22 protein-coding genes are annotated in these 17183 nt (G+C 68.5%); 10 read left to right on the top strand and 12 right to left on the bottom strand.

Going from position 1 to position 17183, the window contains the following annotated elements:
• Nucleotides 1-600, top strand: coding sequence for a flavodoxin family protein (locus tag V9K99_RS20640; protein WP_337007409.1), 600 nt, complete (start codon nucleotides 1-3; stop codon nucleotides 598-600).
• A complete protein-coding gene (locus tag V9K99_RS20635; RefSeq protein WP_337007411.1) occupies nucleotides 600-920 on the top strand; it encodes a DMT family transporter in 321 nt (106 codons plus the stop codon). Before V9K99_RS20640 ends, V9K99_RS20635 begins: the two co-directional genes overlap by 1 nt.
• Before the next feature lie 91 nt (nucleotides 921-1011).
• Here the strand turns inward: V9K99_RS20635 and V9K99_RS20630 are convergent, their stop codons facing one another.
• A complete protein-coding gene (locus V9K99_RS20630) occupies nucleotides 1012-1692 on the bottom strand; it encodes a nucleotidyltransferase family protein (protein WP_337007413.1) in 681 nt (226 codons plus the stop codon).
• Nucleotides 1693-1836: 144 nt separating this feature from the next.
• Entirely contained in the window at nucleotides 1837-2475 is a 639-nt protein-coding gene (locus V9K99_RS20625; protein WP_337007415.1) for a DUF4245 domain-containing protein, read from the bottom strand.
• Nucleotides 2476-2544: 69 nt separating this feature from the next.
• On the opposite strand from V9K99_RS20625, the gene glpX reads away from it, so the two are divergent.
• The 3 genes from glpX to V9K99_RS20610 are packed head-to-tail and all read left to right on the top strand — an operon-like array spanning nucleotide 2545 to nucleotide 4990.
• On the top strand, nucleotides 2545-3579 hold the full coding sequence (glpX, locus tag V9K99_RS20620) for a class II fructose-bisphosphatase (RefSeq protein WP_337007417.1): 1035 nt from the start codon (nucleotides 2545-2547) through the stop codon (nucleotides 3577-3579).
• Nucleotides 3576-4520: a carbohydrate kinase family protein gene (locus V9K99_RS20615; RefSeq protein ID WP_337007419.1), complete on the top strand. Its 945-nt coding sequence runs from the start codon at nucleotides 3576-3578 to the stop codon at nucleotides 4518-4520. Before glpX ends, V9K99_RS20615 begins: the two co-directional genes overlap by 4 nt.
• The gene (locus tag V9K99_RS20610) at nucleotides 4520-4990 is read left to right on the top strand and encodes a hypothetical protein (RefSeq protein WP_337007421.1); all 471 of its coding nucleotides are present in this window, start codon (nucleotides 4520-4522) and stop codon (nucleotides 4988-4990) included. Before V9K99_RS20615 ends, V9K99_RS20610 begins: the two co-directional genes overlap by 1 nt.
• A gap of 107 nt (nucleotides 4991-5097) precedes the next feature.
• Here V9K99_RS20610 and V9K99_RS20605 read toward each other — a convergent pair whose 3' ends face one another.
• On the bottom strand, nucleotides 5098-5766 hold the full coding sequence (locus V9K99_RS20605) for a FadR/GntR family transcriptional regulator (protein ID WP_337007423.1): 669 nt from the start codon (nucleotides 5764-5766) through the stop codon (nucleotides 5098-5100).
• A gap of 209 nt (nucleotides 5767-5975) precedes the next feature.
• On the opposite strand from V9K99_RS20605, the gene V9K99_RS20600 reads away from it, so the two are divergent.
• A complete protein-coding gene (locus V9K99_RS20600; RefSeq protein ID WP_337007425.1) occupies nucleotides 5976-7316 on the top strand; it encodes a 2-isopropylmalate synthase in 1341 nt (446 codons plus the stop codon).
• Nucleotides 7317-7341: 25 nt separating this feature from the next.
• On the opposite strand, the gene V9K99_RS20595 is transcribed toward V9K99_RS20600, so the two are convergent.
• A complete protein-coding gene (locus V9K99_RS20595) occupies nucleotides 7342-7614 on the bottom strand; it encodes a hypothetical protein (protein ID WP_337007427.1) in 273 nt (90 codons plus the stop codon).
• 79 nt (nucleotides 7615-7693) lie between these two features.
• On the opposite strand from V9K99_RS20595, the gene V9K99_RS20590 reads away from it, so the two are divergent.
• Nucleotides 7694-8194 carry a hypothetical protein gene (locus V9K99_RS20590; RefSeq protein WP_337007429.1) on the top strand — a complete coding sequence of 167 codons (501 nt, stop codon included), beginning with the start codon at nucleotides 7694-7696 and terminating at the stop codon, nucleotides 8192-8194.
• On the opposite strand, the gene V9K99_RS20585 is transcribed toward V9K99_RS20590, so the two are convergent.
• Both V9K99_RS20585 and V9K99_RS20580 read right to left on the bottom strand, forming a co-directional pair.
• Nucleotides 8191-8490 (bottom strand): helix-turn-helix domain-containing protein, encoded by a 300-nt coding sequence (locus V9K99_RS20585; protein WP_337007431.1) that lies wholly within the window; start codon nucleotides 8488-8490, stop codon nucleotides 8191-8193. The two genes, V9K99_RS20590 and V9K99_RS20585, sit on opposite strands and share 4 nt — an antisense overlap.
• A gap of 57 nt (nucleotides 8491-8547) precedes the next feature.
• Nucleotides 8548-9246 carry a DUF1707 SHOCT-like domain-containing protein gene (locus V9K99_RS20580; RefSeq protein WP_337007433.1) on the bottom strand — a complete coding sequence of 233 codons (699 nt, stop codon included), beginning with the start codon at nucleotides 9244-9246 and terminating at the stop codon, nucleotides 8548-8550.
• A 153-nt stretch (nucleotides 9247-9399) separates the two neighbouring features.
• On the opposite strand from V9K99_RS20580, the gene V9K99_RS20575 reads away from it, so the two are divergent.
• Nucleotides 9400-11064, top strand: a complete 1665-nt coding sequence (locus V9K99_RS20575; RefSeq protein WP_337007435.1) for a fumarate hydratase — start codon at nucleotides 9400-9402, stop codon at nucleotides 11062-11064.
• A gap of 52 nt (nucleotides 11065-11116) precedes the next feature.
• Entirely contained in the window at nucleotides 11117-11545 is a 429-nt protein-coding gene (locus V9K99_RS20570) for a nitroreductase/quinone reductase family protein (RefSeq protein ID WP_337007437.1), read from the top strand.
• Here V9K99_RS20570 and V9K99_RS20565 read toward each other — a convergent pair.
• The 5 genes from V9K99_RS20565 to V9K99_RS20545 all read right to left on the bottom strand — a co-directional run bounded on the left by V9K99_RS20565 (nucleotide 11542) and on the right by V9K99_RS20545 (nucleotide 15247).
• A complete protein-coding gene (locus V9K99_RS20565; RefSeq protein ID WP_337007439.1) occupies nucleotides 11542-11700 on the bottom strand; it encodes a hypothetical protein in 159 nt (52 codons plus the stop codon). The genes V9K99_RS20570 and V9K99_RS20565 overlap by 4 nt on opposite strands.
• Before the next feature lie 61 nt (nucleotides 11701-11761).
• A complete protein-coding gene (locus tag V9K99_RS20560; RefSeq protein ID WP_337007442.1) occupies nucleotides 11762-12304 on the bottom strand; it encodes a hypothetical protein in 543 nt (180 codons plus the stop codon).
• The gene (locus V9K99_RS20555; protein WP_337007444.1) at nucleotides 12301-12987 is read right to left on the bottom strand and encodes a DUF402 domain-containing protein; all 687 of its coding nucleotides are present in this window, start codon (nucleotides 12985-12987) and stop codon (nucleotides 12301-12303) included. Before V9K99_RS20555 ends, V9K99_RS20560 begins: the two co-directional genes overlap by 4 nt.
• Nucleotides 12988-13102: 115 nt before the next feature.
• A complete protein-coding gene (locus V9K99_RS20550) occupies nucleotides 13103-14518 on the bottom strand; it encodes a class II fumarate hydratase (protein WP_337007446.1) in 1416 nt (471 codons plus the stop codon).
• Nucleotides 14519-14590: 72 nt separating this feature from the next.
• Complete coding sequence (locus V9K99_RS20545) at nucleotides 14591-15247, bottom strand: spermidine synthase (protein WP_337007448.1); 657 nt, start codon at nucleotides 15245-15247, stop codon at nucleotides 14591-14593.
• 194 nt (nucleotides 15248-15441) lie between these two features.
• Here V9K99_RS20545 and V9K99_RS20540 point away from each other — a divergent pair, with 194 nt between their 5' ends.
• Nucleotides 15442-16347 carry a hypothetical protein gene (locus tag V9K99_RS20540; RefSeq protein ID WP_337007450.1) on the top strand — a complete coding sequence of 302 codons (906 nt, stop codon included), beginning with the start codon at nucleotides 15442-15444 and terminating at the stop codon, nucleotides 16345-16347.
• A gap of 69 nt (nucleotides 16348-16416) precedes the next feature.
• Here V9K99_RS20540 and V9K99_RS20535 read toward each other — a convergent pair whose 3' ends face one another.
• Nucleotides 16417-17115: a hypothetical protein gene (locus V9K99_RS20535; RefSeq protein ID WP_337007452.1), complete on the bottom strand. Its 699-nt coding sequence runs from the start codon at nucleotides 17113-17115 to the stop codon at nucleotides 16417-16419.
• Nucleotides 17116-17183: the final 68 nt, after the last annotated feature.

Genomic DNA, 17183 nt, shown 5'->3' with positions numbered 1-17183 from the left:
ATGAGCAACTCCCCTGCCCGGATCGCGATCGCCTTTCACTCCGGGTACGGCCACACCGCCCGGCAGGCCGAGGCAGTCGCCGCAGGCGCATCGTCGGTGCCGGGCGCCGTCGCCGAGTTGATCCCGCTGGACGAGCTGACCGAGGACGTCTGGGACCGGCTCGCCGCCGCGGACGCGATCATCTTCGGCGCGCCGACGTACATGGGCAGTCCGAGCGCGGTGTTCAAGAAGTTCGCCGAGGAGAGCGTGCGGGCCTGGGCCGACAACCTGGCCTGGCGGGACAAGATCGCCGCCGGTTTCACCAACTCCAAGGCGATGTCCGGCGACAAGCTGAACAGCCTGGTCGACCTCGCCGTGTTCGCCGCGCAGCACGGGATGATCTGGGTCGGCCTGGACATCTACCCCGGCTGGGCGGAGAGCACCGCGAGCATCGAGGACCTCAACCGGCTCGGCAGCTGGCTCGGCGCGATGGCGCAGTCAGACGCCGATCTGTCGGCGGAGAAGGCACCGCCGGCGACGGACCTGCGCACCGCCGAGGCCCTCGGCGCCCGGGTCGCGACGGTCACGCTGAGGCATCTGAGAGGAGCACTGGCGGCCTGATGGCGTGGTTGGTACTGCTCGCGGCGGCAGCATTCGAGATCGCGTTCGCGCTCAGCCTCAAGCCGAGCGAGGGATTCAGCCGGCTCTGGCCGACCGTCGGCGTGCTGATCTTCGGCGTGATCTCCGTCGTACTGCTGGCGAAGACGTTGGATCGCCTTCCGGTCGGTACGGCGTACGCGGTCTGGACCGGGCTGGGTTCGATCGGCGTCGTCACGCTCGGCGTCCTGCTGTTCGACGAGCCGATCACGCCGGCCCGCCTGGCCTGCATCGCCCTGATCGTCACCGGTGTGGTGGGCCTGAGGCTGGCGGGCGCGGATTAGCGGACCGCCAGCCCATCACAACTCCACCCCCGCTCACGCGCGCCCGCGCGAGACTGCCGCGGAGCGGGCATTGTGATGGCCTGGCGGTCCGTCAGGGCGCGGCGCGGTGGCGGCGGTGGGGGGCGCGGGTGGGTAGCGGGGTCGGATGCGTGTCGTCGAAGGCACCGGGGGTGAAGGCGCCGTGGGCCGGGTTGTAGCCGGAGACGAGGTTGCGATAGTCGTCCCAGGTCTCGACCCGGAGCGGAACGTTGCCGATGGCATCGACCTGGGTGATCGGGTACGAACTGAGCTCGATCAGCTCCCAGAGCTCGCTGTCACTGCGGAGCTGCCGCAGCTCGCCGAACAGCTCGCGGCCGAACCAGCACGGGTGCCCGCGACCGTCGTCGTACCGGCTGACTCCGATCGGGGTGGCCGGTCCGGCGACCTCGGCGACCAGCGACCACACCGTGGCCGACGTCACTCCCGGCTGGTCGCCGAGCAACACCACGATCCCGTCGGTACGGCGGTCGACCGCATCCAGCGCGGGCACGATCGAGGAGGAGCCGGTGTCCGCGTGCGGTGACTCGACCACCCGGACGCCATTGAGGTCGATCCGGTCGCGGATCTGATCCGACGCGGCACCCAGCGTCACGATCAGCTGGTCGAACCCACAATTCCGGGCGGTCTCGAGGGACGCACCGAGCAGAGTGTCACCGTGATAGGACAGCAATTGCCGTGGTACGCCGAGATGCGGAGAGCCCTCCGCGGCGAGCAACAACCCCGTGACGAACATGCTCGGTCAACACCTGACCTGGGTTGCAGAAATCAAAGCAGCTCCTCTGCCGATTTCCCCGAGCGCATTGCAAGCCGAAGAATCGATGGAACCTCGCCGCTACCTCAGGTGTCAACGACCGTCCGGAACGTGGTCAGGAAATGATCAGCGCAGCACCGAAGCAAACGCTTCAAGGGCCGGGTAGCCGGCATTCCCGACCACGATCGTGGTGACGCCGGAACCGACCAGCACCAAGGCGTTCTCACCCTTGCGCTCCTGCAGCACCTTCCGCTGCCAGCTGACACCCTCGACACTCGACGTACCGTCGTCAGTGGTTTTGCCGAGTTCGTCGGACTGGAATTTCGTCCCGGTCACGTTGGACTGCTCGAGGCCGACGTACTTCTTCTCGTTCGTGAGAACGCCCAGGTGCCAGGTCATCGGGCTCTGTTCGGGGGCGCGGAATTCCACGCTGGTGGCGGTCCAGCCTTGCGGCATCGGCTCCGGGCCGCGGACCCACGGCGCGACTTTCCTCGCGTCTTCCAGCTGCGCGGTGTACTCGACCGCCTTGCCCACCCGCTCCTCCTTGGGGCGCCAGGTGACGATCATCAGGAACGCGACCACGACGAAACAGGCCAGCAGCGCCCAGACCATGTTGGTCATCGTCCGCGCTTTGGCCCGGTCCTTCCGGTTCTGCTCCCGGTAAGCGATCTCCTCGGCCCGGGCCCGGGCCTTCTCCCGCGCCTTGGCCGCCACCCGCGGGTCCTCCGTGGCCGCGGGCGCACCGTCGTCACCTGTGGAACTCATGCCCACAGTGTCTCGTGCCGCCCAATGCGCCCGAACACCCAGGTCGGCGGTTGGCTACGATCCGGTGGCATGAGCGATCCGACGACGCCACCTGCCCATCTCGAGGTCGAGGCGGATGCGCCCGACCGGAACCTCGCCCTGGAACTGGTGCGGGTGACCGAGGCCGCGGCGATGGCGGCGGGCCGCTGGGTCGGCCGCGGCGACAAGAACGGCGCCGACGGCGCGGCCGTCAACGCGATGCGCACCCTGATCGGCACGGTCGGGATGAACGGCACGGTGGTGATCGGCGAGGGCGAGAAGGACAACGCCCCGATGCTCTACAACGGCGAGCAGGTGGGGTCCGGCGACGGCCCGGAGTGCGACGTCGCGGTCGACCCGGTCGACGGTACGACGCTGGTCGCGAAGGGCATGAACAACGGCATCGCGGTGATGGCGGTGTCGGCGCGGAACTCGATGTACGACCCGTCCGCGGTCTTCTACATGGAGAAGCTGGTGGTCGGCCCGGAGGCGGCCGAGGTGGTCGACATCCGGCTCCCGGTCGCGGAGAACATCCGCCGGGTGGCGAAGGCGAAGGGCTCCACGGTCGACGACGTCACCGTCGTCCTGCTGGACCGCCCGCGGCACGAGCACCTGGCCACCCAGATCCGGGCCACCGGTGCGCGGATCAAGTTCATCAGCGACGGCGACGTGGCCGGTGCGGTCGAGGCGGCCCGGCCGGATACCGGTCTGGACATGCTGCTCGGTATCGGCGGTACGCCGGAAGGCATCATCGCGGCCTGTGCGATGAAGTGCGTCGGCGGACTGATCCAGGGCCGGCTCTGGCCGAAGGACGACGAGGAGCGGCAGCGCGCGATCGACGCCGGCCACGACCTCGACCGGGTGCTGAGCACCGACGACCTGGTCTCCGGCGACGACTGCTTCTTCGTCGCCACCGGGATCACCGACGGCGAGCTGCTGCGCGGCGTCCGGTACGGCCGGTCGACCGCGCGCACCCACTCGCTGGTGATGCGGTCGCGCAGCGGCACGATCCGCAGCATCGAGAGCGTGCACCAGTTGGAGAAGCTCCGCGCCTACTCCGCCATCGACTTCGAGCACGCCCGATGAGTGCACCTGTCCTCGTCATCGGCGAGGCTCTCGTGGATATCGTCGGCACCGCGAAGACCGCCCGGAACGGCAATGGCAAAACCAACGCAACGCCGGGCGGGTCTCCCGCGAACGTGGCGGTCGGTCTCGCGCGGCTCGGCGTACCGACCGAGCTGGTGACGCGCTTCGGGACCGATGCGTACGGCGACCAGCTCGGGGCGCACCTGTTCGGGAACGGGGTCCAGCTCGCGCCCGGCTCGGTCGACCCCGGTTTCCGGACCAGTACGGCGACCGCGACCCTCGATCCGGCCGGGGTGGCGTCGTACCAGTTCGACATCACCTGGGAGCCGCCGGCACTGTCGCTGTCGCGGGGTTGCCCGGCGGTCCACACTGGGTCGATCGCGACCGTGCTGGAGCCGGGCGCTGAGGCGATCCACGCGTTCCTGAAGACGATGGCGGACCAGCCGGTGACGGTGACGCTCGATCCGAACGCGCGGCCGACGATCACGCCGGACCCGGTGTCGACGTGGACCGCCGTACGAGAGCTGGCCGCGCTGTCCGACCTGGTGAAGCTGAGTGACGAGGACTGCGAGTTCCTGCGGCCCGGGCTGTCGGCCGACGAGATCGCGGCGGAGTTGCTGAGCGTCGACCGGACCCGGGCCGTGGTGATCACGCGCGGCGGGGACGGTGCGATCGGGATCAGCCGGGACGCGCGGGTCGAGGTGACGGCGCCGTCGATCCAGGTGGTCGACACCGTCGGTGCGGGCGACTCGTTCATGTCGGCGCTGATCGCCGGATTGCACTCGCGCGGGCTGCTCGGCTCGACCCGGCTGGAAGGCCTGACGGCTGAGGCTTTGCGGGATGTCGTCGACTACGCGGTGAAGGCCGCCGCGATCACGTGCACTCGGAACGGCGCGGACCCGCCGACGGCTGCCGAGCACGCCGCGACCTGGGGTGCTTGATGTCGGCCGACACGTGGTCCGCCGAGTTCGAGAGCAAGGGCAGCGTGGTCTTCCCGCCGCGGCGCGGACGGCTGACGATCCGGCTGGCCGGGTTCGCGCTGCTGATGGTGATGTCGGCGTGGACGAATCTCGACCATCTGCGCAACGACGACGTCTCGGGGACGCTCGGCGTACTGCGGCTGACCGCGCTGGCCGCCTTCGTCTACGGCACCGGCCTCACCCTGTGGCAACTGGTCATGAACCGGCCGGTCGTCACCGTGAATGCCGAGGGCATCACCCGCGGCCGCAGCCTGCGGTGGTCGGGTATCACCAGCATCGACGACCCGGTCGGCTTGCCGGGGATCCGGACGGTGCAGATCCGCCCGGCTGATCGTCGTACCCGGCCGTTGAGCATCCCGCAGGACAACGTCGGCGACCTCGACGCCCTGACGCCCTGGCTACGTTCACTGCACGATCGGCATCGCGCCTAGGTCTGCAGTTCGACAGGAGGTGTACGGCGATCGAGTCGGATACCTGGTGGGCTCACGCGGGGAGCGGCCGACAGTGGGCGTATACGTCCTGTCGGTTTGCACACGGCTTAGCTCACTGCGCTTCGGACCGCGCTGAGGTGTTCGCGGGAGCGGGTTGCGGCGAGGTCGGGGTCGCGGTCGCGGATGGCGTCGGCGATCGCCTCGTGGGCGGCCTGGTCGTGACGGTGCCGGTGCACCTGGTCGAGCTTCAGCATGTCCAGCATCGCCCGGCGGATCCGCGGCACGAAGGTGTCGAAGAGTTCGGTCAGTACGGCGTTGTGCGCGGCGGTGACCACGGCCCGGTGGAAGGCCAGATCCGCTTCGACGTACCAGTCGTCCGGTGATTTCTCCGACGCCTTCTTCCGGTCCGCGAGCGTGTACCGGAAGTTCTTGAGATCGGCCGGCGTACGACGGGTCGCGGCCAGCCGGGCCGCCTCGGTCTCGATCGCGAGCCGCCCTTCCAGCACGTCGTTGATGTCGGCCTTGCGGAGAACCTTGTCCCAGTCCTCCGCGGCCTGCTGCGCGATGACGAACACACCGGCGCCCTGACGGCTCTCGAGCACCCGGCGGCCGGCCAGTTCCCGAACCGCCTCGCGGATGGTCGAGCGGCCGACACCCAGTTGCGCGGCCAGTGTCGTCTCACCCGGAAGCTTCTGGCCGAGCGGCCACTCACCGCTGCCGATGCGCCGGAGGATCTCCTCGGCGGCCTGCTCGGCGAGGGGGTGGCGACGGATCATGCGGGTCAGTCTAGGGGGTCCCGGAGCCGGCCTCGGGGTGCGCGAAGTTCTCAGCTTGTCTGAGGAGTTGATCTCGGTTAGCGTGGTCCGCATGTCCTGGAGCCTTCTCCTTCTTGGCCGCCACGGCGGGAGCTGATTCGACCGGCACCCCCACCGTGGAGTGCTTGTTGCCTGCCGGTCGTCCACTGTGGAATCGAAGGACGAGATCGATGGACTGGAACCGCCAGCAGCACTCCCCCATGCCCAGCCACCGCTACCGCGACATCTTCGCGAAGGTGCCGGTCGCGCCGGTCGACCGCGAGTGGCCGGACCGCCGGATCACCACCGCCCCGCTCTGGGTGCCGGTCGACCTGCGGGACGGCAACCAGGCCCTGGCCGACCCGATGGACCCGGCCCGCAAGCGGCGGTTCTTCGAGCTGATGGTTGCCATGGGCTACAAAGAGATCGAGGTCGGGTACCCGTCCGCCTCGCAGACCGACTTCGACTTCGTCCGGCTGCTGGCCTCGGCTGACCTGGTGCCGGACGACGTCACCATCGTCGTCTTCACGCCGGCGCGACCCGAGTTGATCCAGCGCACGGTCGAATCCGTTGCCGGGATGCGTAGCCCGGTCGTGATTCACATGTACGCCGCCACGGCTCCGGTATGGCGGGACGTCGTACTGCGTCGTACGCGCGACGAACTGGCGTCGATGATCTACACCGGCGCGGAGGAGATCCTGCGACTGGCCGGCGACTCGGTGCGGTTCCAGTTCTCCCCCGAGGTGTTCAACCTGACCGAGCCGGACTTCGTGCTGGAGCTGGCCGACCAGCTGACCAAGCGGTGGGACGCGACGCCGGAGCGGCCGGTGATCCTCAACCTGCCGGCCACGATCGAGGCCGCGACACCGAACGTGTACGCCGACCAGATCGAGTACATGCACAAGAACCTGCCCCGCCGCGACGGCGTCATCCTGTCGGTGCACCCGCACAACGACCGCGGCACGGGCATCGCGTGCGCGGAACTCGCCGTACTCGCCGGCGCGCAACGGGTCGAGGGCTGCATCTTCGGCAACGGCGAACGCACCGGGAACGTCGACATCGCCACCCTCGCGCTGAACCTGCACGCGCAGGGAGTCGACCCGATGATCGACTTCTCCGACATCGACGAGATCCGCCGCGTCGTCGAGGAGTGCACCCGGATGCCGATCCATCCGCGGCACCCGTACGTCGGGGACCTCGTCTACACGGCGTTCTCCGGCACGCACCAGGACGCGATCCGGAAGGGGTTCGCCCAGCGGACGGCCGAGGACGAGTTGTGGGATGTGCCCTATCTGCCGATCGATCCGGCCGATGTGGGGCGCGGGTACGAGGCCGTCGTACGGGTGAACAGCCAGTCGGGGAAGGGCGGGATCGCGCACGTGCTGGAGGCGTCGTACGGCGTGCGGATGACGCCGGCGCAGGAGAAGGAGTTCGCGCGGCACGTCCAGCGTCGTACCGACGAGACGGGCCGGGAGGCGACCGCGGCGGAGCTGAAGGAGCTGTACGAGGAGGTCTTCGAGGGCTCGAACTGAAGGACATCGACTTTGTCCGCGACGCCTAACCCTTGCGGAGCCGCCCGTGCAGCCAGCGGACGCCGTGGACCGTCGTCGCAAACACGATCCAAACGAGCCCGCTGCCGAGGCCGACCATCGCTCCGACGAAGGCTGCGTCGGGGGGCGAGCTTCGGGTGAGTACGCCGACCAGCGCGCCGATCCCGGCGCCCAGGCCTCCTGTGAGCAGCACGGCGGTCGGAAGCCAGAAGGAGTCACGCTCAGCCAGCCGCCAGAAGCCGTCCGGCCCGCCCACGAACATCCACCGGAGCAAGCTCATACAGTGCAGTCTCCTCTCCTGCGCCCACGAACCACCTATAGTGAGCTTGCTCCGGGGGGAGTCGAAAGCTGGGGGTCAGATGGCTGTAATGGGGGACCAGTCCGCCGAGGTATGGGCGGAAGAACTGCGGCGAACCGGACGAGTGGTGTTTCCAGTACGGCGACGCCCGGCGCTGATCCGGCTCGCAGCCGTCGTACTGCTGTTCGGTGGCTCCCAGGTGTCCTCACTGATCGACTTGCCGGACGCGGGCAAGGCCGAGGTCATCCTCACCCTGCTCGGCCTTTCGGCCGTGCTCTGCCTAGTCGGTATGTGCGTCTGGCAGTTGATCACCCGGCGCCCGGTCGTGATCGTCGACGGCGAGGGTATCCGCACCGGCCGGAAGGCGTTCATAGCCTGGACCGAGCTCGGCACCATCGGCACCCCAGGCGGCCCGGCGCCCCTCATGACCGTCCCACTCATCCCGAACAACGTCTGGGCCAAGCATCTCGCCGTACCCCGGGACAACGTCAAAGACCTCCCCGCCCTCGCCACCTGGCTGACCGCCCTCCTCGACTCCCACCGCAACTCCACAACGTCCTAGGCGGCGGAGTTCCCCTCGTCGAAACGAACCACCAGGCGAGCATCGAATGCCTGGGCGATCCGTTCCAGCAGCGCGAGGGTTGGCACGGTTCCACCGGCTTCGAAGCGGGCCAGGGCGGACTGAGTCATCCCCGCGGCTTCCGCCAGCCGGGTCTGGGTCCAGCCGCGCTGCTCACGCATCCGCCGCACCGCCGCCCCGAGCTCGAAGGCACGCCGGGTCGCGTCATACGCCTCCTCAACCCCAGGCTCCCCCATCCGCCGCCCACGAACCTCATCCCATCCCCTGCCCGACGTCATAGCAGCGATGCTATAACGCCTTGGGCACTCCCTGGTGGCGGTCGGCGTCTGCCGTGTTCAGGCGAGGCCGAGGCGTTTGGTTAGGCGGGGGCCTCGTTTGATTTTGATTTCGCCGAGGATGGCGGTGCCGCGGATGTGGAAGGTTTTGGGGTGGCCGGCGGGGGTGTTGGGGTCGGCGGGGCCGGACTGTTGTTCGGAGACGGAGCCGAGGATGGGGTTGCTGTCGAGGTGGACGATCGCGTTCTGCGGGACGCGGATCTTCACGTCGGCCAGGATCGACTTCACGTCGACGTACACCTCGTCGTACGGGAGCTGGGCCTCGGTGTAGTCCAGGGTGACGTCGCCGAGGACGGCGTTGACCTCCTGGTGCTGGGGTGCGAGCCAGTTGCCGGTGCGCTTGGTCTCCGACATGAACGCGTTGAGCACCGGCCCGGTCTGGACCGTGACACCGGAGTACTGCTGCTGGCTGACGGCCGGCACACCGGGTGCGCGCGGGCCGTTCGGGAGGTCGGCGGTGATCTCGACCAGGTCGCCGTACGTCTTGGAGGCGTACAGGGTCTCGAGTCGCTCCTCGAGTTCGGCGTACGACAACCGGCCCTCGCCCGCGGCCTCCCGCAGGATGTCGGCGACCTCTTCCCGCTCCAGGTCCGACACCCGGCGCCGCATCGCCAGCTCGTCACCGGTCAGCGGTGCCGGCGGCTGCGCGGGCACGGAATCCTGCGGTCGGTTGTCCTGGGGAACCTCGTCCTGAGCCACGAGAAAACCTTACGCGCGCACCCGGCGCACAGCAGTCAGGTTTCCTCCCCGATTCACCCCTGATCCGATCCCTGAGCCTGGCCTAACCTCAGTCGGCCGGACGGGGCAATCTAGGCTTGGAGGGCTCAGACCACTTGTGATGGAGGTACGCCGGTGTCCGCCGACTTCAGTTACTCCGACCTGTTGCCGCTCGGTGCCGACGAGACGGAGTACCGGCTGCTGACGACCGAGGGTGTCAGCACTTTCACGGCCGGCGACCGGACCTTCCTGCAGGTGCGGCCGGAGGTGCTGCAGGCGTTGACCGCGGAGGCGATGCACGACATCTCGCACTACCTGCGGACCGCGCACCTCGCGCAGCTGCGCCGGATCATCGACGACCCGGCGGCGTCCGGGAACGACCGGTTCGTCGCGCTCGACCTGCTGAAGAACGCGAACATCTCGGCCGGCGGCGTGCTGCCGATGTGCCAGGACACCGGTACGGCGATCGTGATGGGCAAGAAGTCCGAGGGCGTCCTCACCGGTGCGGTCGACGAGGAGTGGATCAGCCGCGGTGTGTACGACGCCTACACCAAGCTGAACCTGCGTTACTCCCAGATGGCCCCGCTGACCATGTGGGACGAGAAGAACACCGGCTCCAACCTGCCGGCCCAGATCGAGCTGTACTCCACCCCGGCCAAGGGCGACCCGGCGTACAAGTTCCTCTTCATGGCCAAGGGCGGTGGCTCGGCGAACAAGTCGTTCCTGTTCCAGGAGACCAAGGCGGTGCTCAACCCGGACGGGATGATGAAGTTCCTGGACGAGAAGATCCGCTCCCTGGGTACGGCGGCCTGCCCGCCGTACCACCTCGCGATCGTCGTCGGCGGCACGTCGGCGGAGTACGCGCTGAAGACCGCGAAGTACGCGTCCGCGCACTACCTCGACTCGCTGCCGACGACGGGTTCGCCACTCGGGCACGGGTTCCGCGACCTGGAGCTGGAGGAGAAGGTCTTCGAGCTGACCCAGGAGTTCGGCATCGGCGCGCAGTTCGGCGGCAAGTACTTCTGCCACGACGTTAGGGTGATCCGGCTGCCGCGGCACGGCGCGTCCTGCCCGGTCGCGATCGCGGTGTCGTGCTCGGCCGACCGGCAGGCGCTGGCGAAGATCACCCCGGAGGGTGTGTTCCTGGAGCAGCTCGAGCGCGACCCGGCCCGGTTCCTGCCGGACACCACCGACGAGCACCTGGACGACGACACCGACGTGGTCCGGATCGACCTGAACCGGCCGATGAGCGAGATCCGCGCCGAGCTGACCAAGCTGCCGGTGAAGACCCGGCTCTCGCTGAGCGGCCCGCTGGTCGTCGCGCGGGACATCGCGCACGCGAAGATCAAGGAGCGGCTGGACGCCGGCGAGCCGATGCCGCAGTACCTGCGCGACCACGCGGTCTACTACGCCGGCCCGGCCAAGACGCCCGAGGGGTACGCGTCCGGCTCCTTCGGGCCGACCACGGCGGGACGGATGGACGCGTACGTCGACCAGTTCCAGGCGGCCGGCGGATCGTTCGTGATGCTTGCCAAGGGCAACCGATCGGCGAAGGTGACGCAGGCGTGCCAGGAGCACGGCGGGTTCTACCTGGGTTCGATCGGTGGACCGGCGGCGCGGCTGGCGCAGGACTGCATCAAGTCCGTGGACGTGATCGAGTACGCCGAGCTCGGGATGGAGGCGGTGTGGAGGATCGAGGTCGAGGACTTCCCGGCCTTCGTCGTGGTGGATGACAAGGGCAACGACTTCTTCACGGATACGAAGAAGCCGGTGCCGCTTACTGTGCGTCCGCGTAGTTAGGCTTGACGGCTCAACCGGCTGCGCAGGACCCTCGGAAGCGGGGGTGGTGGCTATGAGCAAGCGGATGACGCGAATCGGGAACCGGATCGGGGTGTGGATGTATCGCACCCTCGACGGGCGGCTGGCGAGCGGCAGCAAGGACGTCCACGTCCTGATGCTGACCACGCCCGGCCGACGTACCGGCGTACCGCACTCGACCTGTGTGCGGTACCTGGAACGGCCGGACGGCCTACTGGTCTGGGGAACCGGCTCGGGGTCGAAGAGCGATCCGGACTGGTTCCGCAACCTGCGCGCGGTCCAGACCACGGACGTCCAGCTCGGCGCGCAGCACGTCACCGTGCATCCGCGTGAGCTGACCGGCCAGGAACGTCAGACCGTCTGGACCGACGTCATCCTGGCCGAGGATCCGCGTATCGGGCGCTACGCGACGAAAGCCAACCGGACCATCCCGGTCGCCGTACTGGAGCCCGTGGAGGCCTAGCCCGCCTTGGCGTCCACGGGCTCTGGCAACTTCAGAAGGAGCGTCTTGGCGGCCTGGACGACGTCGGCTTCGTTGTGGCCGAAGGCCTGGAGGTACGACCCCAGCGCGGATCGCAGTAGTCGCAGCTCCTCTGCTTGCAGCTCGATCGTGTACATGTTTCCACGGTAAGACCGAATCCGGCGGAAGGAACCCCCTCGTGACCCACCCGTTGCGACGTCAATCGGCGGGCCAGCCGAGCTTCCCGACGATCTCCGCGGCGGCCTCGGCGGGCGTCCGGTCGTTGGTGACGGTGTGATCCTGGATCGGCTGGTGGTTCGCAGCCTCGTCGAGGGCGGCTTGGAGGCTCCACCCGGGACCACGTGTGGTCCGGGTACGCTCCGCGATCAGGTCCGGCGGAGTGACCACCCTGACCACCTGTACGTCGCAGTCCGGCAAAGCCGAGGCGTACGCCGCACGGTGGTCGGCCGTGTCCACGGGCCCGCTGACAACTAGGAAGCGGGCACCCGCGTCGCGGTAGGTGGTCCACACCGCGGCGAGGTTGTGAACACGCAACTGGTCGTGGAACCGGAGGCCGCCGGGGAGCGGGCGACCGGCGATGGCCGGGCCCGGAGAACCCGCAGGGCCGAACTGGGCTACGGCATCCAAGTCGAGCACACCGGTCGAGTGCTGGCGGGAGGTCAGCAGGCGACCGATGGCCTGGCCGAGGGTGGTCTTGCCGACGCCCTGGCCGCCAGTGAGGAGGACGGCTTGGGCGGTCAACTGTGCAGCTCCTCGGCGATCAGCGTTGGTTGGTGGGTCGTCGGGGCTGTTGGCAGGCGCCAGTTGGCGGGTGGGGTCCAGTCCTGCCAGCCGTCCGAGAACGGTGACGTCCAGCCCTCGATCTCACGAACCGCGGCGTGCGCGTCGGCGATGATCCCGGCCGCCTCGGCGGACGTGAACCGACCCGCGGTCACCGCTCCTTCCAGCTCGTCCTCGTCCTTCCACTCGATCATCCGGTCCGGGTGGATCCAGAGGTCGAGGACGTGATCGACCGTGCTGGTACGGCGTCCGCCGAGATCCCGCTGATGCGGTGCCTCGAGGTTCACGTACCACCCGCGGAACGTGCCGTCGTCCGCCCAGAAGTGCCAGACCGACCACGGCTTGCCCGGTGGCAGCACCTTCAGGATCCCGGTCCCGCGCCAGACGTCGAGTTTCAGCACCCGCTCCTCGGTGAACATCGCGACCGGACCGGCGTACCTGGTCTCCCGGCCGTCGGTCAGCACCGGCTTGATCAGCGGCGTGCCCGGCGCGAGCCAGGCGACCAGCCCGTCCTCGTCGTCCCGCACCACCGTCATCGGCCGGACGTTCGGTTTGTCCTCGTGCCGGCCGGTCCCCTGGTACACCCACTCGATCACCGTGCCCGGCTCCCAGAAGCGCCCCGGCTCAGGCGCCGCCCCGGTCATGGGGCCTCCCGGCCTGGACTGAGGAGCGGAGGGAGCGAAGCGACTGGAGTGACGAGGGAAGGCCGGGAGTCACAGCCCCATGACCCGCCACGCGGCAGCGTGGCATTCAACACCGTCACGACTGGTCCGAATTCAGCGCCGGCCTGGTCATCGACAGCACATCGAGGGCCGCGTCCAGCTGTTCCTCGGTCAGATCGCCCTTCTCCACATGACCGTTCTCGATCACCACTTCGCGGATCGTCTTCCCTTGTTTGAGCGCGCTCTTGGCGACCGCGGCCGCGTTCTCGTACCCGATGTAGCGGTTCAGCGGGGTGACGATCGACGGTGACGACTCGGCCAGCGCGCGGGCGTGCTCGACGTTCGCGGTGATGCCGTCGACACAGCGCTCGGCCAGCAGCCGGGAACTGTTCGCCAGCAGGGTGATCGACTCGAGCAGGTTGCGTGCGATCACCGGGAGCATCACGTTCAGCTCGAAGTTGCCGCCGGCACCGGCCACGGTGATGGTGGTGTCGTTGCCGATCACCTGGGCGGCGACCATCAGGGTCGCCTCGCAGATCACCGGGTTCACCTTGCCCGGCATGATGCTCGACCCCGGTTGCAGGTCGGGCAACTGGATCTCACCCAGCCCGGCCCGCGGCCCGGATCCCATCCAGCGCAGGTCGTTGCAGATCTTGGTCAGGCTGACCGCGATCGTCTTGAGCTGCCCCGACAGCTCGACCAGCCCGTCCCGCGCCCCCTGCGCCTCGAAGTGATCCGCCGCCTCACTCAGCTCCAGGCCGGTACGCCGGTTCAGCTCGGCGATCACCTTGGCGGCGAACCCGGGTGGCGTGTTGATCCCCGTCCCGACCGCCGTACCGCCCAAGGGCAACTCGGTCACCCGTGGCAGCGTGGCGCGGACCCGGTCGGCACCGCGCCGGATCTGCATCGCATACCCGTCGAACTCCTGCCCAAGTGTCACCGGCGTCGCATCCATCAAGTGAGTCCGCCCGGACTTCACCACTTCGGCGAACTCGGATCCCTTGTCGGACAGGGATTGCGCCAACTGCTCGAGCGCCGGCAACAGCTCCTGTACGACGCCCGCGCTGGCGGCGACGTGGATCGCCGACGGGAAGGTGTCGTTGCTGGACTGCGACGCGTTGACGTGGTCGTTCGGGTGCACCTCGGCGCCGAGCGCGCGGGTGGCGAGGGTGGCGAGCACCTCGTTGGCGTTCATGTTCGTCGACGTCCCCGAGCCGGTCTGGAACACGTCGATCGGGAACTCCGCGTCGTACTCCCCCGCGGCCACCTGGTCCGCGGCGGCGACGATCGCGTCGGCCTGCGCCCGGTCGAGGACGCCGAGCTCGGCGTTCACCACCGCGGCCGAGGCCTTGATCTGGGCCAGCGCGTGCACGAGCGCCGGCGCCAGCGGCCGGCCGGAGATCGGGAAGTTCTCCACCGCACGCTGGGTCTGCGCCCGCCACAACGCGTCCCGAGGCACCTTGACCTCGCCCATCGTGTCGTGCTCGATCCTGAATTCCACGTTGTCACCCATACCTGCAGAGTACGTCGCTCAGCGCTGTCGAATGGCCCTGACAAACAAGCTGTGGACAACCACGCAGGAGAACTACGAGCTGCCCTGATAGACGTAGTACGTCTCGTCCCGTCCCTGCAACCGCACCGGGACGGGCATCACCTCACACCCACCGAAAACTGACGCGACAGCGTTCCCCAACGCTTCGGACGCGGACGACGACCAGACGGTCAGGACCCCGCCGGCCCGGAGCTTGGACTGGCAAGTGGTGAGGAACGGGGAGTCGTAGATGGCCGAGTTCTCGTTGTAGACAAGGAAATCCGGGCCGTTGTCGACGTCGAGAAGGATCGCGTCGAGGGAGGCGTCCGGGGATTCGGCGACCACAGTCCGGACGTCCCCGACGATCACGGACACCCGTGGATCGTCCAGTACGGACGGCACCAGACCGGTCCGCATCCACGAGACCACATCCGGCTCGATCTCCGCGACGACCACCGACCCCAACCGCGGGTCGGCCAACAACGCACGCACGGTGTAGCCGAGCCCCAGCCCGCCCACGAGCACCCGCTCAGGACGCCGTACCGATGCCAATGCGGCCGACGCCAGCAGCTCCTCGCTCGACGTCTCCCGGTCGTCCATCACGAACACACCGTTCACCCGCAACTCCAGCGCCCCGTCATCCAACCGCCGCCGCAGCACAAGTTCGCCCCGCTCACTGACCGCCCGCGCCACCTCGCTCACGCCGCACATCTTCCCCCAACCTGCTTACGTCCGAGGATCCGAGGGCTATAGGCCACAGATCTTCGGACGTAAGGGGCAGGTTCTCCACAGCCGGGGAAGCGAGAGGCGGGTGAAGGGGAGGATCACGGCATGTTCTGGGCGTGGCAGACAGCAGATGTACAGGAGAGGCGGGCTGTGGGCACTGCGTGGAGCGGAGCGAACGTGTGCGACGGCGGCGATTGGCGCGGGATCTCGGCGCCCGGCAGGGCGGTGTCGTGTCGCGCTCTCAACTCGTGGCGCTCGGCATCACGCGATGGCAGGTCGTCGCCGAACTGAAGGCCGGCCGGTGGGTTGCGCACCAGCGACAGACCGTTGCGACGCATACCGGCCAACTGACGGAGACAGCGACCTGGTGGTCGGCGATCTTCGAGGTCGGCCCCGGCGCCGCTCTCGACGGTTCGACGGCTCTTCGGGCGGCCGGTCTGAGGGCGTTCGAGGACGTGCTGCACGTCTCGACGCCGAAGTCTTCGCGGCCACGCCGACCTCGCGACGTCATGGTTCACGAAACGCGCCGCCGACAGCCAGGCGATCTCATCGAGGTGGGAGTACCACGCGTTCGACCACCGATCGCCGCTGTCAGGGCCGCGCTCTGGGCGCGCTCCGACCGCCAGGCCGCTCTAGTGCTGGCAATGTCAGTGCAACAACGCATCACGACGCCCGAGGCCCTTGGCGAAGCGTTCTCAGCAGTACGACGTCATCGCCGTCGCAAGCTGATCTCGCGCATCCTGGCTGACCTGTCCAACGGCGCGCAATCCATCGGCGAACTCGAATTCGCCCGGCTCTGCCGGAAGTTCGGCCTGCCGGAACCTGATCGGCAGGTCCGGCGGCGCGGGCCCGACGGCGCGTTCCACGTCGACTCTGGCTGGTCGGCGTACAACGTCGTCGTGGAGATCGAAGGCCTGCACCATCTGGAGGCGGCCCAGGCGTTGGCCGATGCCAGCCGGCAGAACGAGCTGACGATCGGCAACGACCGCGTCTTGCGGATCCCCGTCATCGGGCTCCGGATCTCCCCCGATCATTACCTGACCCAAGTCGCCCAGCTCCTCCGTGCCGGTGGATGGCGCGGCTGACAACACAACGTCCGAAGATCCGAGGGCTACAGGCCACAGATCTTCGGACGCAACGGGGAGGAGGGTGGGTCAGTACCAGCCCTTGGCTTGGGAGTGGGCCCAGGCGGAGCAGGGGGTGTTGTAGCGGTTCTCGATGTAGTCGAGGCCCCACTTGATCTGGGTGACCGGGTTGGTGCGCCAGTCGGAGCCGTAGGCGGCCATCCGGTTGCCGGGGAGGGCCTGCGGGATGCCGTACGCCGACGACGTCGGGTTGTCGGCGTCGACGCGCCAGCGGGACTCCTTGTTCCACAGCTTCTCGAGGCAGCTGAACTGGCTCTCGCCCCAGCCGTGGTCGGGCAGGAGGTTCATCGCGACCTCCTTGGGGGTGCCCTCGAGCTTCTTCCGCTCCGCGTCGCGGCTGGCGCGTTCCTCGCTGGAGCTCTGGTTGGCCCTCCGTAGCGCCTCGTACCGCCGCAGCGCGGCGTTCTTGGCGTCCATCTTGACCTCGGCCTGGTCCTGCGCCAGCTTCCGGGCCTGCTCGACGGCCTCGAGCTGGTTGCGCAGCCGGGAGACCTCCTTGGCCTGCTCCTCGGCGCTGAGCGGCTTGGGGGACGGGGTCTTGGCGGCACGCGCCCGCTCGCTGTTCATGACGGCCATCTCGGCGCGCCCGGACACCTGCTCCGAGGCGGAGCTGCTCCCGGGGGAGCTGAAGAGGTCGATACCGGCGACAACGGAGACCACGGCGATTCCAGTCACTGAGAGAGCCGCGACGGAGCGCTTCGCTTTCATCTGTCCTTCCGAGAAAACCCGACCCCCGTCGGCTGGCAACAGGAACATACTCTGGCCTAAACCGATCG

It is taken from the genome of Kribbella sp. CCNWLW201, assembly GCF_037203805.1.
Classification (GTDB): Bacteria; Actinomycetota; Actinomycetes; order Propionibacteriales; family Kribbellaceae; genus Kribbella.
The sequence above is the reverse complement of the archived record's forward strand: the minus strand, read 5'-3'. Positions and strand labels throughout refer to the sequence as shown.

Coding starts and splice junctions, on each gene's coding strand:
- V9K99_RS20535 (WP_337007452.1), bottom strand. CDS start 17,115: ATGAAAGCGAAGCGCTCCGTCGCGGCTCTCTCAGTGACTGGAATCGCC.
- V9K99_RS20605 (WP_337007423.1), bottom strand. CDS start 5,766: ATGATCCGTCGCCACCCCCTCGCCGAGCAGGCCGCCGAGGAGATCCTC.
- V9K99_RS20640 (WP_337007409.1), top strand. CDS start 1: ATGAGCAACTCCCCTGCCCGGATCGCGATCGCCTTTCACTCCGGGTAC.
- glpX (WP_337007417.1), top strand. CDS start 2,545: ATGAGCGATCCGACGACGCCACCTGCCCATCTCGAGGTCGAGGCGGAT.
- V9K99_RS20585 (WP_337007431.1), bottom strand. CDS start 8,490: ATGACGTCGGGCAGGGGATGGGATGAGGTTCGTGGGCGGCGGATGGGG.
- V9K99_RS20625 (WP_337007415.1), bottom strand. CDS start 2,475: ATGAGTTCCACAGGTGACGACGGTGCGCCCGCGGCCACGGAGGACCCG.
- V9K99_RS20615 (WP_337007419.1), top strand. CDS start 3,576: ATGAGTGCACCTGTCCTCGTCATCGGCGAGGCTCTCGTGGATATCGTC.
- V9K99_RS20590 (WP_337007429.1), top strand. CDS start 7,694: ATGGCTGTAATGGGGGACCAGTCCGCCGAGGTATGGGCGGAAGAACTG.
- V9K99_RS20555 (WP_337007444.1), bottom strand. CDS start 12,987: ATGACCGGGGCGGCGCCTGAGCCGGGGCGCTTCTGGGAGCCGGGCACG.
- V9K99_RS20595 (WP_337007427.1), bottom strand. CDS start 7,614: ATGAGCTTGCTCCGGTGGATGTTCGTGGGCGGGCCGGACGGCTTCTGG.
- V9K99_RS20570 (WP_337007437.1), top strand. CDS start 11,117: ATGAGCAAGCGGATGACGCGAATCGGGAACCGGATCGGGGTGTGGATG.
- V9K99_RS20635 (WP_337007411.1), top strand. CDS start 600: ATGGCGTGGTTGGTACTGCTCGCGGCGGCAGCATTCGAGATCGCGTTC.
- V9K99_RS20550 (WP_337007446.1), bottom strand. CDS start 14,518: ATGGGTGACAACGTGGAATTCAGGATCGAGCACGACACGATGGGCGAG.
- V9K99_RS20565 (WP_337007439.1), bottom strand. CDS start 11,700: ATGTACACGATCGAGCTGCAAGCAGAGGAGCTGCGACTACTGCGATCC.
- V9K99_RS20545 (WP_337007448.1), bottom strand. CDS start 15,247: ATGTGCGGCGTGAGCGAGGTGGCGCGGGCGGTCAGTGAGCGGGGCGAA.
- V9K99_RS20600 (WP_337007425.1), top strand. CDS start 5,976: ATGGACTGGAACCGCCAGCAGCACTCCCCCATGCCCAGCCACCGCTAC.
- V9K99_RS20610 (WP_337007421.1), top strand. CDS start 4,520: ATGTCGGCCGACACGTGGTCCGCCGAGTTCGAGAGCAAGGGCAGCGTG.
- V9K99_RS20630 (WP_337007413.1), bottom strand. CDS start 1,692: ATGTTCGTCACGGGGTTGTTGCTCGCCGCGGAGGGCTCTCCGCATCTC.